Origin of the sequence: Paenibacillus sp. 2KB_20 (assembly GCF_052115765.1) — a bacterium.
Lineage (GTDB): Bacteria > Bacillota > Bacilli > Paenibacillales > Paenibacillaceae > Paenibacillus_AQ.
This window is the reverse complement of the sequence record NZ_JBFRHH010000004.1, coordinates 176,886-192,869: the sequence shown is the minus strand read 5'-3', so window position 1 is coordinate 192,869 and position 15,984 is coordinate 176,886. Positions and strand designations below refer to the sequence as shown.

General features: G+C 47.0%; 10 protein-coding genes and 1 riboswitch. Of the genes, 9 read left to right on the top strand and 1 reads right to left on the bottom strand.

The genetic code is table 11. The features are described 5' to 3' along the window. Positions 1 to 202: 202 nt before the first annotated feature. From AB4124_RS13035 to AB4124_RS13025, 3 genes are all read left to right on the top strand, one after another. Positions 203 to 796 carry a TetR/AcrR family transcriptional regulator gene (locus AB4124_RS13035; protein ID WP_441973117.1) on the top strand — a complete coding sequence of 198 codons (594 nt, stop codon included), beginning with the start codon at positions 203 to 205 and terminating at the stop codon, positions 794 to 796. A gap of 105 nt (positions 797 to 901) precedes the next feature. Beyond that, complete coding sequence (locus AB4124_RS13030; RefSeq protein ID WP_076323933.1) at positions 902 to 2,149, top strand: MFS transporter; 1,248 nt, start codon at positions 902 to 904, stop codon at positions 2,147 to 2,149. Positions 2,150 to 2,483: 334 nt separating this feature from the next. Beyond that, positions 2,484 to 3,356: a formate/nitrite transporter family protein gene (locus tag AB4124_RS13025; protein ID WP_076324082.1), complete on the top strand. Its 873-nt coding sequence runs from the start codon at positions 2,484 to 2,486 to the stop codon at positions 3,354 to 3,356. Positions 3,357 to 3,501: 145 nt separating this feature from the next. Here the strand turns inward: AB4124_RS13025 and AB4124_RS13020 are convergent, their stop codons facing one another. Further along, entirely contained in the window at positions 3,502 to 5,328 is a 1,827-nt protein-coding gene (locus AB4124_RS13020) for an APC family permease (protein ID WP_441973116.1), read from the bottom strand. Positions 5,329 to 5,490: 162 nt separating this feature from the next. Further along, positions 5,491 to 5,686, bottom strand: a riboswitch (cyclic di-AMP (ydaO/yuaA leader). A gap of 482 nt (positions 5,687 to 6,168) precedes the next feature. Here AB4124_RS13020 and AB4124_RS13015 point away from each other — a divergent pair. From AB4124_RS13015 to AB4124_RS12990, 6 genes are all read left to right on the top strand, one after another. Continuing rightward, positions 6,169 to 8,256, top strand: a complete 2,088-nt coding sequence (locus AB4124_RS13015) for a molybdopterin-containing oxidoreductase family protein (RefSeq protein ID WP_441973115.1) — start codon at positions 6,169 to 6,171, stop codon at positions 8,254 to 8,256. A gap of 320 nt (positions 8,257 to 8,576) precedes the next feature. Then, entirely contained in the window at positions 8,577 to 9,554 is a 978-nt protein-coding gene (locus AB4124_RS13010) for an ABC transporter permease (RefSeq protein WP_076323936.1), read from the top strand. A 27-nt stretch (positions 9,555 to 9,581) separates the two neighbouring features. Next, positions 9,582 to 10,481, top strand: a complete 900-nt coding sequence (locus tag AB4124_RS13005; RefSeq protein ID WP_441973114.1) for a carbohydrate ABC transporter permease — start codon at positions 9,582 to 9,584, stop codon at positions 10,479 to 10,481. Between the two features lie 67 nt (positions 10,482 to 10,548). Further along, complete coding sequence (locus AB4124_RS13000) at positions 10,549 to 12,231, top strand: extracellular solute-binding protein (protein ID WP_076323938.1); 1,683 nt, start codon at positions 10,549 to 10,551, stop codon at positions 12,229 to 12,231. Positions 12,232 to 12,401: 170 nt separating this feature from the next. Beyond that, positions 12,402 to 13,985, top strand: coding sequence for a response regulator (locus AB4124_RS12995; protein WP_076323939.1), 1,584 nt, complete (start codon positions 12,402 to 12,404; stop codon positions 13,983 to 13,985). Next, positions 13,982 to 15,814 (top strand): sensor histidine kinase, encoded by a 1,833-nt coding sequence (locus AB4124_RS12990; RefSeq protein ID WP_076323940.1) that lies wholly within the window; start codon positions 13,982 to 13,984, stop codon positions 15,812 to 15,814. The genes AB4124_RS12995 and AB4124_RS12990 overlap by 4 nt, the downstream gene beginning before the upstream one ends. The last annotated feature ends 170 nt before the right edge of the window (positions 15,815 to 15,984 follow it).

Here is a 15,984-nt window from a genome sequence, read left to right as displayed (position 1 = left end):
GCTTAGGCAAAGTCCTTTTTTCTATGTCATTGTCAAGGCGTCGCTTTACATGGGGGAATGTTTTCGGTATGATTAAACCGTACAGTCGGTTTTTTTTATTTGGAGTGGCGTTCTTTGATTTTAAATTCATTTTGATTACAGGAAACAGATTTCTGCTTACTGATTGCGGACTATTATTTCCAAGCAAGGAGTGCTTACACCGATGTCTTCAGAAAAAGCGCAGCGAAAGCGGGATTTGATTCTGGATAAAGCGAAGGAGCTGTTCATCCAGCGCGGGTATGCGGCAACATCCATGGATGAACTGGTCAAGTATACGGGTGCCAGTAAGGGAAGTATCTACTATCACTTTGAGAGCAAGGAAGATTTGTTCGTCAAGCTGCTGGCGAAGCAGAATCAGGAATGGATGGAAGCCTGGAACGATAAAAAAGTCCGTTACGCCAGCTTCGAGGAGAAGCTGTACGGCATTGCCGATCATATGGTCGATGACTTCCAGAATCCGCTAACCAAGATCGCGGAGGAGTTCTATATCAATCAGCCGGAGAATAAGACGATTGTGGGCGAGATGCTGGCGATTCTGCAAGGACCGCGTACGCTATACCGCGAGATTTTGGCGGAGGGAGCGGATGAGGGACGGATACCGGCAGAAGATGTCGAGGAGATATCCGTCATTTTTGGTGCGCTTCTGGATGGAATGTCGATTTCGTACTATGAACGTTCTCAGAAGGAATCGAGACTGCTGTACCATAAGGGAGTAACTTACTTTTTAAACGGTGTGTTATCGAGTCAAGGTTCGTAATGTATTGAAGGATTTATCGGAAACGCTTCTGTCGGTTTGAACGCAGGGTGGGCGTTTCCGCACATATTATTAAACCGAATAGTCGGTTTTGCTGGAGGATGGAATATGAGGCATTTGTTTGGCAACCGCGCGTTCGTGCTGCTGATGGTTTCGGATTTTATGCAAAATATCGGGATCTGGATCCGCAACATGGCGCTGTTGTTCTTTATTATGGAGAAGAGCAACCATGACCCGGTCGCCGTATCGCTGCTTACCGTGATTGAATACGCGCCCATCTTTGTGATCTCCATGATTGGCGGCGTGCTGGCTGACCGTTGGCGTCCCAAGCGAACGATGATCTGGGGAGACATTTTAAGCTTTTTATCCATACTGCTTATCCTGTTTGTTGTGTATGCGGGATATTGGCAGGCCGTGTTTGCGGTGACCCTGGTCTCGGCCGTTGTATCCCAATTCTCGCAGCCTTCGTCCATGAAGATCATCAAGCGCTGCTTACCGGATGAGCATGTGCCCGCGGCCACGGCTTTGTCCCAGACCTCGATGTCGCTGTTCATCATTTTGGGACCGATGGTCGGCACGACGATCTATCAAGCTTTTGGATTGCAGGCTTCTTTAATCAGCCTGTTGGTTCTATTCGGCGGTTCGGCGATTGTGCTGGCGTTTCTCCCTTCCAGTGTGGATGAACCATCTGAAAATTCAGAATCGACCGGTTCTTTTATGAAGGACTTGAAGGCAGGCTTCACTTACATCGGTTCCAGTCGGCTGCTGAAGGTGCTGTTGGTGGTCTACGTTTTATTGGCGCTCGGCAGCGGACTTGTTCAGCCGCTCGATATTTTTGTCATCACGGAGCGTCTACAGCTGGCAATGTCCAGCGTTCAGTGGTTCACCGCGCTAGAGGGTCTTGGCATGTTGATTGGCGGCGTGCTGGCCGCCGTGATTGCGGGGAGAGTGAAAGGCTCCTACTTGCTGTTTGCCGGGCTTGCCTTCCTCGGCCTTTCGACCTTTGTCGAGGTGCTGTCCCAGTGGCCGATCTTAACCGGTACGATGCGCTTCGTAACCGGGGTGCTGATGGCGATGGCGCAGACAGTATTGATGGCCGTGATGATGCGGCAGGTGGAAGAGAAATTCATCGGTCGTCTGAACGGCGTGATGACACCGATGTTTACCGGCATGCTGCTCATCGGCTCCGGGTTTACGGGATGGTATATGTCGGCGACCTCCATTGTCGTCGTGTATTTCACGGCAGGTGCGCTCTTCCTGCTGTCGTCCTTCATTAGCATGAAGCTTCCGATCTCGAACGTTCCGGTTCAGGAGAAGGAAACGCCTGTTAGGGTAGAGACTGCCGCCGAGGCATAGGCTGCTGGTTTTGAACATGATGGTGGTATAAAGCATAGGCTTTCCGGGTTAGAACATGATGGTTGGTTAAAGCATCAACCAAGCGGTGTCGGGATCCTCTCCGACACCGCTATTTTACATGTACCGCTCGCTCGGATTCGAGCGAATGAGTCAGGGCAAATCAAGAGCAGCCAGGACAGAGGCTGTCTTGTCCCCTCTGAGGCACGCGATCGTGATATAATTCACGTTCTTGCTATGGAGGCTGCGGTACAATATGGGTAACTGTAAACAGAAACATCAGACGCTGCATTCGAGAGATTTCAGGACGGATTGCGGGAGAAATGGGGGAGCGGCCATGGCCTATTACAAACCTGATCGCATTGCGGAGATCACCTTGGAGAACGGGGTGAAAAAAGCACATAACTCCGCCATGAACGTGATGATATTAGGATTTTTGGCGGGTGCTTTTATTGCGCTCGGCTTTTTGCTGGATATTCGCGTAATTGCCGGAGCATCGGAGGCTTGGGGAGGCATTGCCGGTTTTATAGGCGCGGCAATATTCCCTGTCGGACTGATTCTTGTATTGCTAGCGGGTGGAGAGCTGCTGACAGGCAACATGATGGCCGTGTCCCTGGCCAGATTCAAGAAGCGGATTTCCACGAAAGAAATGGTACGAAATTTAGCTCTTGTCACGGTAAGCAATATGGCAGGGGCGTTGTTCGTCGCTTATTTCTTTGGTCACGTGACGGGTCTAACAGGCAGCGGCGTTTATTTGGAGAAGCTGGTGGCCATGGCAGGTCATAAGATCGACGACAGCTTCCTGCAGGCCTTCTTGTCGGGCATCGGGTGCAACTGGCTCGTAGCGCTCGCCGTGTGGCTGTCCTACGGATCGGATCAGATGAGTGGCAAAATTCTCGGGATCTGGTTTCCGACGATGGCGTTTGTAGCCATTGGCTTTCAGCACGTGGTGGCCAATATGTTCCTCATTCCGGCAGCGATATTTGAAGGATATTACAGCTGGGGCGAGTATCTGGTGAACTTCATTCCGGTATGGCTTGGCAATTTCGTCGGAGGCGCGCTGTTTGTGGGAGCTGCCTACGGGACCGTATATTTGAAGAAGGATGATAAGGTTGAGGTCATGCTTCGCGGCGAACAAGACGCCGCACTGCCGTCTGCGCCAACTACCGGCACTGCTCAACAGGTTCATTCTGCGCAGAATGTTTCTTAATATCCCGAAGCCTGGTAAGCGTCTAGGCGGAGGAAAAAAAGCTGCGATTGACCGCTCCCTTAAGAATAGGGATCGGATGATCGCAGCTTTTTTAACGTTGTTGGCGGAGTGGATTCCTTGTATAAGTCGCAGCGGAACAAGCCCGCTATTTTTTAAAATGGTAAGGTACTGTGGTGATAATCACATCTCTCCGATACAGTAAATGTGCGCGAATGAGCAAGCTGGACTGATTGTGCAGGAAGTTATGCCAGCCCTTCTTGGGGATGAACTGCGGTATGACAACGGTAACCTGATAGTGGGATTCGCTTGCCTTCCGCTGCACGGTATCGATGAATTTGGTCAGCGGCTGAATGATGCTCCGATAAGGCGAGTGCAGCGTCACCAGCCGGATGTCCGGCTGCCACTTCTTCCATTTTTCCTGGAAGGCCGCCTCGTCCTCCCGCTCGAACGGCACGTACACCGCGATAATTTGTCCTGCTCCCAGTGATTTGGCATAATTCAGCGAGTTCTCCACTACATGCGTGATTCCCGCCACAGGCAGAATAATAACATTTCCCTCAATCGGCTTAACCGGCTCACAGGTCGTAATTCGCAGCTGGTCTGCTACGGCCTCATAATGTTTGTGGATTCGTGTGAAGATCCAAATGATCAGCGGCAGGAAAATCAAGACGGTCCACACTTGGGCGAATTTCGTGAAAAAGAAGATCATCGTCACGATAAAGCTAATGCATGCGCCGGTGGTATTAATGATCAGCTTGACGATCCATCCTTCAGGCTTTTCGCGAATCCACTTCACCATCATCCCTGTTTGGGAGAGGGTAAAAGGGATAAACACGCCGACGGCATACAGAGGAATCAGATGCTCGGTTTTGCCTTCGAAAGCCAGCAGCAACAGAATGGAGAAGAACCCAAGTATGATAATCCCGTTTGAATATCCCAGACGGTCCCCCCGGACGGTGAACATTCGGGGAATAAATTTATCCTTCGCCAGATTAACGGCAAGCAGCGGGAAGGCGGAATATCCCGTGTTGGCGGCCAGGATCAGAATGAGAGCTGTTGTTCCTTGGATAAAGTAATAAAAAACGTTTCGTCCAAAGGTATGCTCGGCAATCTGGGAAACGACAGTGACTTGCTCGCTGGGGCTAACCCCATAGTAATAGGCCAGGAATACGATGCCCGAAAATAACATTGCCAGCAAGGATCCCATCGCGACCAAGGTTTTGGCCGCATTATTCGGAGCGGGATCCTTGAAATTCGGGATGGCGTTAGAAATGGCTTCAACGCCGGTCAGGGCAGAGCTGCCCGAGGCAAATGCCCGCAGGAGCAGGAACAAGCTGAGACCGGCGACAGGCGTGCCGATCGGCGTGTGAAGCTCTGGTGATGCATGGCCTGTAGCTATGTTGAATATTCCGACGCCAATCAGGATAAACAGCGCCAGTACAAACAAGTAAACCGGATAAGCCAGTATGGTGGCCGACTCCGTAACCCCTCTTAAATTGAGTACGGTCAAACATAGAACGAACACGATGGAGATGGGCAGATTGTAGGCATGCAGTTCCGGAAAAGCCGACGTGATCGCGTCCGTCCCCGCCGATACGCTGACCGCAACCGTCAGGATGTAGTCGACCAGCAGGGAGCCGCCAGCGACCAATCCTGGATACATGCCTAAATTCCGTTTGGAAACCACGTAGGCTCCCCCGCCATGCGGATATGAGAAAATAATTTGTCTATATGATAGGATAAGTGCCAGCAATAAGACCAGGACCCCGACGGCAATCGGTATGGAATACCAATAGGCAGCCGCGCCAACGGTCATCAAGACGATCAGAATTTGTTCAGGTCCATAGGCCACGGACGACAAGGCGTCGGATGAAAGGATGGCCAGCGCTTTGGTTTTGTTCAGCTTTTGCTCGCCCAATTCCGTTGATTTAAGGGGTCTTCCGATGAGGAATCGTTTGATAGAAGATAACATGTTTTTCACCGCCGATTAAGAATAGGTACATGATGGGAACTGCTTGAAGTGAGTTCAATCGGTGTGCCTCATGTGCTGGACATATGGGCTATCTCCATTCCAATATTGATTTTTGGCAAACAAAAAACACAGGTTAGAACCCTGTGTTTGATCACAAGTTCACAACCCTCTCCATCAACGCTGACGAGGTTAGCTGTCGGATTCGGGCGGTGAGAGTCGCCCTACCTGATAATAGTCGCGGCGTAAGTACGCGCTGCATCAGGATTCACCCCATAGTATGGTTGACAGATCCTATAGGTATCCATCCATACGTGTGGTTCCCCCGCTTTCCAAATTGGAAATTAAGCGAATGTCATGTGAATATGAAGAATGATTTCGAAGCTGAATAGTATATTACGCCTGCTCAAATCTTTTGTAAAACACCCTCCAACGAAAAATTAAGCAGAATTATTTATAAAAAATGACAGATAAGCGCTTACATAAATGTGTGGCTTTGACAGGCTTTGTTTTTTGCATGTTTGCTACAGAAAGCATGATTTTCTATGATGCGTAAGGGCAAGTAGCTCAGATGTGATGCGATAGACGCTGGATACAAACAAATTCGCCATGCCGGTCTCGGGGGAGGAGACATGGGCATGGCGAATTTTTTGGGAGTGGTCCATGATTTGGCAAGGAAGAGAAAGGGTCTGGGTTCCTCTTCGTTGCTCTTGATAGGAATATACCCGGAAGGAAGTAGAGTGAAACACCCGCTCAGAAAAAAATGTAAGACTTTACTGGAGCCCTGATTTTCTTTTAAGATAAGGGGATATGATTCAGCGTGTACAAGGGGGAATGGACGAAATGACTCAAGCGATGATTCATCAGGAGAATGGTGTGTTTCCGGCGGTATGTCCGTTGGATTGTCCCGATACTTGCGGTTTGCTGCTGCATAAAGAGAATGGAAAAATCGTGAAGGTTACCGGCAATCCGGATCATCCGATGACGCAGGGAGCCATCTGTAATAAAGTCCGCAATATGGCACATCGGGTGTATCATCCCGAGCGCGTGCTTTATCCGCTGCGGAGGTTAGGGCCCAAGGGTGAGGGGGCTTTCGAGCGGATCAGCTGGGATGAAGCGATTCAGGAGATTACCGGGCGCTACAAGAAGCTGATCAAGGAATATGGCTCAGAGAGCATTCTACCATACAGCTTTTACGGCAATATGGGGATATTGAGCGTGGACGGTATGGATCGGAGATTCTTCAACAGGCTGGGCGCCAGCCGCCTGAAGCAGTCGATCTGTAATTCCGCAGGCACTGCGGGCTGGAAATCCGTGATGGGGTTTAATGGAGGCACCGTCCCGGAGGAGACCGTTCATGCCGATGTCATCATTGTCTGGGGCGGTAATATCGTCAGCACCAATATGCACCAAGTAGTGCTGGCAGAGAAAGCACGCAAGGCCGGTGCCAAGGTCATTGTGATTGATGTTCATAAGAACCAGACCGGGCAATGGTCGGATTGGTTCATTCCGCTGTTTCCGGGCACGGATGCGGCACTGGCGGTCGGCCTCATGCACATCATGTTCCGAGATGGCATGGTGAATGAGGAATTCCTCCGGCAGTATACGCTCGGGCATGAAGCCTTGCGTGAGCATGTCAAAGACTATACGCCGGAGCATGTATCCTCCATTACCGGCATTCCGGTAGAGGATATCGAGAAGCTGGCCGAGCTGTATGGCCGGGCCGGTACTTCTTATATTCATATTGGTAACGGTCTTCAGCATCACGACAATGGCGGCTTGACGGTGCGCAGCATCGCGGCGCTTCCGGCCTTGACCGGACAATGGCTGAAGCGGGGCGGAGGGGCTGCCAAGTCGAATGGTGGCTACAACAGCATGGACAGCGATGCACTGGAGCGTCCGGATCTCCGGCCGAATCCGGATGCCAGGACCATTAACATGAACCGGATCGGCGAGGCGCTTGCCATGACCGAACAGCCGATTAAGTCGGTCTTTGTCTATTGCAGCAACCCGCTGGTTGTCGCTCCTGACACCGGGCGGGTGCGCGAAGGGTTTGCAAGGGAGGATCTGTTTACCGTCGTACACGATTTGTTCATGACGGATACAGCCAAGTATGCGGACATCGTGCTTCCGGCAACCTCCTCATTTGAGAATACGGACCTGTTCGCATCCTACTGGCATCAGTATATCCAACTGCAGGAGCCGGTCATTCCGGCGCTCGGGGAGAGCAAGAGCAACGTGGAGCTGTTCTCCTTGCTGGGCCGGGCCATGGGGTTCACCGACCCGGCCTTCCATGAGACCGAAGAGGAGATGATGGCAAGAGCGCTCGACTTCCCGGACAACCCTTATCTGAACGGCGTCACGCTGGACAAGCTAAAGGAACACCGCTATGTGAAGCTTGACATGACGCCGCTTGAAACATATCTGGATCGTTTGCCGACGCCTTCGGGCCGGATCGAGTTATACTCCGCGAAGTTGGAGGAAGCAGGTCTTCCGCCTCTTCCGACTTACGTGCCCTTGAAGGAAGGATATGACGGTGTAAGGCGCGGCCGCGGGCACAGATACCCGCTTATGTTCATTTCGCCGCCGAACCACAACTTCCTGAATTCGACCTTTGCGAATGTGGAGAAGCATCAGAAGTTGGAGAAGGAGCCTGCCCTGCAGATTCATCCGGCGGATGCAGAGGAACGCGGTATAGTGGACGGAGACATGGTTACGGTGTACAACGACCGTGGAACCTACGAAGTCCGAGCCAAGGTGACGGATAAAATGCTGCCGGGCACCGTAGTCAGCCAAGGCTTGTGGTGGGAAGGCGAAGGCAGGAAGCAGCGCGCCAATGCCCTTACACCCGACAGGTTGTCGGACATGGGCGAAGGAGCTACCTTCTTCTCAACGGTGGTAGAGGTCAGGACTACAATAACCGGTGCTTAAAGATGAATACAAAGACTGTCTTGAAGGTCTATATGACCTGAAGGCAGTCTTTTTTTCAAGGGTTAGCATCCTTGTCGCGCAAGAAATACCTCTGCCAAATAAGGTCTGTCTACTGAGAAAGTACGTCGATAGATGGTTATTTTAATTGGCTGGAACGGATGAAACATTCAGGTAGAAGTATAAAAAATCGGGCTTTTATTATATAGCTTCAATATATTTCCATGGGTAGAATGGTACTAAGTCAATTGCAAGCGGTTTCGAAGTCGCAGATTTCAGAGAACCGGCATGTATTTACATCAATTTGTAACAGGAGGATAAATATGCCGCAAGCTACTACAGAACAGCAACCATCACCCATTTCCCGGCAGCAAAAGGTCCATAATAATAGCTTATTTAGGCGCTTAATGAAGCAATGGGATGTTCAGCTGATGGTTATTCCAGGAGTTATTCTGATTTTCATTTTTGCCTATCTGCCGATGTACGGTGTAATCACCGGATTTATGGATTACAGCATTTTTACTGGTTCACGGATTTTTGAAAATCCATGGGTGGGCTTTAAACATTTTGAGGCTTTTTTTAATGCCCCAGAGTTTGAGAGGATTATTCGGAATACGATTGTAATCAGTTTACTTAAATTCTTTATTGGTTTTCCGGCACCGATTATTCTCGCACTGATGTTGAATGAAGTTCGACATATGTTTTTCAAAAGATTTATCCAGACTATTACCTACTTGCCTCACTTCTTGTCCTGGGTTATTGTCGCGGGATTTGTAATTGCAATGCTCTCCACAGAGAATGGTAGTGTTAATATGCTGCTGCAGAGTGTGGGGGCCATTGATGAACCGATCAACTTCCTTTCTCTAAAACAATATTTCTGGACAATTCTGATTTCGGCTAACGTATGGAAAGAGATTGGTTTTAACTCGATTGTATATCTCGCCGCCATAGCCAGTATTGATCCGGCTCTGTATGAAGCTGCAGACATCGACGGGGCTAGCAAGACAAAGCAGATCTATCTAATTACGGTTCCTTCGATTATGCCAGTCGTTATCATCTTTATGATACTTGCAATCGGTAGACTGCTCGATGCAGGATTCGAGGATATCTTGCTGTTGGCCTCTAACCCTGTATTAAGGCCGGTAGCCGACGTTGTAGATACCTATGTTTATCGCGTCGGCCTAGGAGGAAATCGCTATTCTTACGGGATTGCCATCGGACTCTTCAAATCGGTCATCGCTGTCATCCTGCTTACGATCGCTAACTATGCGGCCCGAAGATCCGGTAACAGTCTATGGTAATAATCAGTAGCAATCAGGAGGTACAGCATGCTAAAAAGAATTAGCACTGGTGACAAGATCGTGCTTGTCTTGATCTATACATTTCTTACTTTATTGGCCTTTTCAGCGCTTTATCCATTCTGGAATGCTGTGGCCGTATCCTTTAACCAGGGTGTAGACACCGCTAAAGGCGGGATTACCTTCTGGCCTCGGGAATTCACACTGGAGAATTACAAAATTATATTAGATGATGACCGATTGGCTAATGGATTCTTTATATCCGTTAGCCGGACCATAGTCGGAACCGCAACGTCAATATTTATGACCGCCCTTTTGGCATTCGGAATGACTCGTACCTATTTGATCGGTCGGAACTTTTATATGGTGTTCTTGGTATTTACGATGTATTTTTCTGGAGGATTGATTCCGTCTTATCTCCTGATCCGTTCGCTTGGTATGATGAACTCTTTCTGGGTGTTTATTATTCCAACCTTAATTAGCGTGTGGAACATGATTATATTCCGAACCTTCTTTAAAGGTCTCCCTGTTGGTTTGGAAGAGTCTGCTAGTATTGATGGCTGCAGCAACTGGGGAATGTTCTTCCGGATTATACTTCCGCTGTCCGGTCCGGTAATTGCAACCCTATCATTGTTCACAGCCGTAGGTCACTGGAATGATTGGTTCTATCCTAGTATTTACATTACTAGTGATAATTTGCTTCCAATACAGACGATATTGCGGCAGACGCTGAATGCCAATATTGTAACGAATTCAAACTCAGTACTTGATAGCGCTTCTGTTATGTTAATGGAACGGTCAAAACAGATCACCTCCAAATCACTCACAATGGCGATGATGATTGTAGTGACACTGCCAATCGCTCTTGTATATCCTTTTGTGCAAAAGTACTTTGTTAAAGGTGTTCTTGTAGGCTCGCTGAAAGAGTAGTTTTAAGAACGGTTTAAGGCGAACAGCTTTGAACATATATATTTTTAGAATGAGAGGGGTTTAGTACATGAGAAAGACAAAAAAGTCTTTGCTGTTGATGGTATCTTTGATTTTCGTACTGGTCACAGCTCTGGCAGGATGCGGCGGCAAATCAGCTGAGCCAGCTCCAGCAGCACCGCCTGCAGCAAACGGCGATAGCGGCGAGAAAACGGACCCGCCAGCAGAAGGCAGTGATGAAGGCAAGTGGGTACTTGGCGAGAAGCCGCTTCAGTTTTCAGCTTATGCTCACTATGAAGGAACAGACTTCCCTAAGTGGGAAAGCGTTCCGCTTGGTAAGTATTTAAGTGAAGAGAAGCAAGTGAAAATCGATGTAATTGCGGCTAATGGAGCACATAAGCAAAAGCTGAGTGCAATGATTGCATCTGACGATCTCCCTGATTTGATCTGGACAGACCGTGACGAACCAATGATTTTAAGCCTTCAAAAAGAAGGTAAGCTCGTTGCATTCGATCCTTGGTTAGATAAATATCCTAACCTGAAAACATGGATGGGCGATCTGGATCTGCTTCGTGCTGACGATGGAAAGATTTACAGATTCCCTAACTGGTACTCATCTAATCCTTATGGTACTGCAGGTTATGTTGTTAACAAGAAAATTTATGATGAGTTAGGTCAGCCACCACTTGAAACAACTGACGATTTGTATAACTACTTGAAGATGGTTAAAGACAAGTATGGTGATACAATTGTTCCATTCGAACCGCACCGGGCGCAGGATAGACAAGGACTTGGGGTATTATATACGGCATTTGGAGAGCAATTAAGCTATTCGAACTTAAAAGCAAACTTGCTTGCTGTTCCAAAGGATGGAAAACTGACTCCGTTACTTACAGATCCAACATTCCGTGAAGCTCAGAAATATATCGCTAAGCTCTACAGAGAGAAACTTATTTCTCAAGATGCATTTAGCCAAACCGAGGATATGGTTAAAGAGAAAGTAATGACGGGTCGAGTGGCTGTATTTGCAGGTTCAAGCCCGACAGATATCGCAGCAAAAGCACAGATTGAATTAACGAAGGACGATCCAAATGGCGGTTATTTCATGATTTGGCCTATTCATAAGCCAGGATTGGATAAGAACAAGATTACTGCAGGTACTTACACGAGCTTTGGATGGAACGCTGCACATATTACTACAGCAGCCGAAGATCCAGAAGCAATCTTCGCATTCCTTGACTGGATGACCGGTCCAGAAGGTATGAACGTTCAATTCTTCGGTCCAGAAGGTAAGAACTGGAAGGGATTCGATGAGAATGGTCAACCAAATTTCACAGAAAATTATGATAGAGAAGAAGTAACAAAAATCTCAGCTGAGAATAGCCCGTGGCAGCTCGTAGGTAATACGAGTTACATTGACCCTGCTAAGTGGAAGTATATGTCGACCCTTCCTGCTGAAGAACAGCAGTGGGAAGTGCGTTACCAACAAACGGTTACTTGGCCGACACAATTAAACGTTACTGAATTTGTTGGTCTTGATGCTCCTCCAAACTCAGATGAAGATATTATTGCCAAATCTGTGGATGAATTGTTCCTCGAAATTTATGCTAACTCCGTTATGGCGAAGAGTGATGAAGAAGTAGATCAAATTCTTGATCAAGGAAACAAGAGTTTGATGGATCTGGGTTACCAGCAGCTTCTCGATTACCGTACAGCTAAGTGGCAGGCAAATCTTGAGAAACAGAATAAATAATCTTTAATCGAACAATCGTAATGAATCATCCCAATGAGTCCCTCGGACTCTGTGGGATGATTCTGTTTTAGTATCGATTACCCTTGTTTTGTATTCGTTAGTTCATTATGTATAGTATGATATGAGTATGAAAATAAGGGAAATTTTTACAATTGGCTAGGGGGATTACCATGTACAAGGTGCTGCTCGTAGATGATGAGGAACTAGATTTGGAAGGTATGAAAAGGTTCATTCCCTGGGTTGATCTGGGCATGGAAGTAGTAGATGGCATTAATAATGCATTATCGGCATGTGAGATCATTAAGAATAAGGACATTGATATTCTAGTCAGCGACGTTAACATGCCCTATATGTCCGGTCTTGAGCTTGCACGTATTGCATTAGAACATAAACCGAATATACGAATTATATTTGTCAGTGGATATCAGGAATTTAGTTATGTTCAGGAAGCGTTGTCTCTGAAAGCTTATAGTTATGTGCTGAAGCCAATGAACGATAAAGAACTGATCTCGTCATTGCTCAAGGTGAAACGGGATCTTGATGATGAGTTGAAGCATCGCGAAGTGGAGATGGCCTACCAGGAGATGATTCCCATTGTCAAAAGTGATTTTCTTATACGTTTGCTTGAACGGGAAGAATCAGAAGAGTCAGAAGAATCGTTGACAATGATGAGCTTTTCATATGAATTCGACCAGTTGAATTGGCCAATCCGCATCGCTGTTATGGAGCTCGATAACGTATCATGGCGCCAAGCGGGTAGTCTTTCTTCACAAAGGGAAATGGCGAGGATATTCTTGCAGCAAATTCAGGAGGCTATCGCGGAAATGGGCAAGCTGCTATATTGCAAGCTGTCAACTCAACGGGTAGCGATATTGCTTGAGGATTCCGATGTCATTCAAACGGTAGACGCATTGATAGATAAGCTTCGGCAGCATTTGACAATCTCGATCACGACAGGGCTGGGCGAACCTGTCCATACCTTGAACCAACTCCAGATTTCATACCGGCAAGCGGTTGAAGCTGTGGAAGGCAAAATGTTTTTAGGCAAGGGAAGCGTGATTAAGTACGAAGACGTCAGTGCCGAGCCGGGAATGATCGACGCCAAGATTCTAGATGAGCGTATGACTGTTCTCCTGAATGCGATGGAGAAATATGAGCTTGTTCAGATTTGTGATGAGCTGGAGAAATTATTCGGTTCCATTGGAAGTCTGCGCTCACGATTTACCGTACATAATATGTCAAATTATATTATTTGGAAACTCGAGCAATATTTAAGCAGTAGAAACGAAGATTTGTTTGAGCTGCTGGGCATGGAAATTCATCATCTGGATATTCTGATGCAATTGGAAACCGTTAGTGATATTCGCTCCTGGTTTATACAGCATATATTCGAAATTTCTGAAAGATTGTACGAGAAATCCAATTCGAAGGATAGCAAGTTTATCCGAAGTGTAATCCAAACCATGCGGGAACGTATGAGCGAGAATATAACGATAAAGGATATCGCACAACATTTTTCTTTTTCGCCTAGTCATATCGGATTTCTAATTAAAGAAAAGTCAGGAAATACGTTTAATGAGCTGCTTGTGCAGATGCGCATGGAAAAAGCGTGCGAATTGCTGAAGGAGCCCGGTATCAAAATATACGAGGTCGCCAATCAGGTAGGATACCGCTATCTTCCTTATTTCAGCCGCCAATTTAAAGAAAAATTCGCAATGACACCGATGGAATATCGAAAGAGAGAATTGGGATGAACAATCACTGGATTCCATCATCCAGAACAAATGGCAAGAAGTTGGGATATATACCTATCGGCTACAAGCTCATGTTGACCTTTACAATATTTATATTGCTGTTGGTTTTCGTGAACTTTTATATTTTACATTCTATGTATGATGAGACGATGCGCAAACAAACCCGGGTCAATATCCAGGGGACGCTCAAGCAGATTCGAGATAACGTAGCCTATAAAGTGGACGATATCGTTCAAACATCGGCGACATTGTACGATGATCCTACATTGATTCAGAGCGTCCGCAGGAATTTATCGGGCACGGATAATCATATCCGCATGAGCAATGTCATTCTTCCGAAGCTGGAGAGCGCTGCAAGGGCGATAGGTCTTAATTTAAGGCTATCTGTCTATTTTCATAATCAAACGGTGTACGAGAGATATAAAAATTGGGACAACGAGAAAAATCAAGATTTCAACGAACAAACGTATGATATTTACCATATGACTCGAATATCCAGTGAGTTTTGGTATTTTACACTACCGGAAGAGAAATATAATTCAACGATGATATGGAGGCAGGTAGAAGAGGATGAACGGGATGGGCGGATCTCGATGATTCGACGTTTGGTGGATATGAATAATCCACTCGAGATTAAAGAAATGGGAATCATGCGCTTCAGTGTTCGCTTGTCGCAGCTGTTCGATAGTGTGGATTACACGAAGCTTGGCGAAGGAAGTATGTTATCGGTACTGGATCCCTACGGGAATGTGGTGTTTACTTCCGGCCCATTCGTTGAACATAACACAACCCGCATCAAGGCAGAGCAGTTTGCTGCTTTGGCAGCAAACGATAAGAAGAATTATTTGATCATCGAAGAAGATTTGCCGCAGAAGAATTGGAAGATTGTTGCCCAGGTTCCGCTGAACATTATTGAACAGGAATCGAAGAGGGTACGAACCGTTTTGATTGCGATTTGCATCATCTGCGTAGTGTTGTTTACATACACGGGGTATGTTATTTCCCAGTCTTTCTCTAAGCGAATCCTGAAGATTGTAGGGGTACTCAATGCATTTCGGGAAGGGGATCTGCATAAACGGATCACTTATCGGGGCAAAGGGGAGTTCCCTCAAATTGCGAATGCCTTGAATGCGATGGGGGAGGATATCGAAGCGTTAATAAAAGAAGTGTATTTAACCCAACTTCAAAAGAAGGAAGCCGAGCTTGAAATGCTGCAATCGCAGATCAATCCTCACTTCTTATACAATACGCTATCATCCATTAACCAACTTGCGAAATTTGGCGAGACGGAGAAGCTTCAGAATATGGTTGTGCAGTTGGCCCAATTTTATCGACTCACATTAAATTCAGGAAGAATATTGATACCCATAGCATTAGAGATTGAGCAGGCCAATGCGTATTTGGATATTCAAAAGGTGAAATATGGTCAGCGTATGGAAGTCACTTTTGATATCGATACGAATATATGGCCTTACGAGACTATTAAACTGATTTTGCAGCCCTTCATTGAGAATGTACTGAAGCATGCTTGGAGCGGGGACCGGATTCATATTCGGATCGTGGTCCAAAAGGAAGGCGATGATATCTTGTACCGAATCATAGATGATGGTCTGGGCATGAAGCAGGGGAGAATCGATGAAATATTCGATCCCCGGGATAACAGCCATATGGGCTGCGGGATTCGAAACATTGACCAGCGAGTGAAGCTGCATTACGGGAGCGAATATGGCGTGTCCATCTTCAGCAAAGTTGGAATCGGCACTTCGGTTCAAATACGCATTCCTGCAAGATCAAGAAATTCAAACCCTGATAAGAAGGCGTCGGGATAGGCGGGAAGCTCCGAACCAAGGGGGTATTTGAGAATTGGGGATCCGTTATTTAGCGCCCTCTTCGCTGTTATGGTAAAGCGTCAATGAGTGTACTTGCTAAAAATGGATCTCTCAAGCGATACTATGATTTGGGCGATAAGAAATGACAGGTAATGTTCTTCCTTACAGGA

Excerpts from the sequence above, each read along its gene's own strand:
- AB4124_RS13035 (WP_441973117.1), top strand. The coding sequence starts at position 203 with ATGTCTTCAGAAAAAGCGCAGCGAAAGCGGGATTTGATTCTGGATAAA.
- AB4124_RS13030 (WP_076323933.1), top strand. The coding sequence starts at position 902 with ATGAGGCATTTGTTTGGCAACCGCGCGTTCGTGCTGCTGATGGTTTCG.
- AB4124_RS13025 (WP_076324082.1), top strand. The coding sequence starts at position 2,484 with ATGGCCTATTACAAACCTGATCGCATTGCGGAGATCACCTTGGAGAAC.
- AB4124_RS13020 (WP_441973116.1), bottom strand. The coding sequence starts at position 5,328 with ATGTTATCTTCTATCAAACGATTCCTCATCGGAAGACCCCTTAAATCA.
- AB4124_RS13015 (WP_441973115.1), top strand. The coding sequence starts at position 6,169 with ATGACTCAAGCGATGATTCATCAGGAGAATGGTGTGTTTCCGGCGGTA.
- AB4124_RS13010 (WP_076323936.1), top strand. The coding sequence starts at position 8,577 with ATGCCGCAAGCTACTACAGAACAGCAACCATCACCCATTTCCCGGCAG.
- AB4124_RS13005 (WP_441973114.1), top strand. The coding sequence starts at position 9,582 with ATGCTAAAAAGAATTAGCACTGGTGACAAGATCGTGCTTGTCTTGATC.
- AB4124_RS13000 (WP_076323938.1), top strand. The coding sequence starts at position 10,549 with ATGAGAAAGACAAAAAAGTCTTTGCTGTTGATGGTATCTTTGATTTTC.
- AB4124_RS12995 (WP_076323939.1), top strand. The coding sequence starts at position 12,402 with ATGTACAAGGTGCTGCTCGTAGATGATGAGGAACTAGATTTGGAAGGT.
- AB4124_RS12990 (WP_076323940.1), top strand. The coding sequence starts at position 13,982 with ATGAACAATCACTGGATTCCATCATCCAGAACAAATGGCAAGAAGTTG.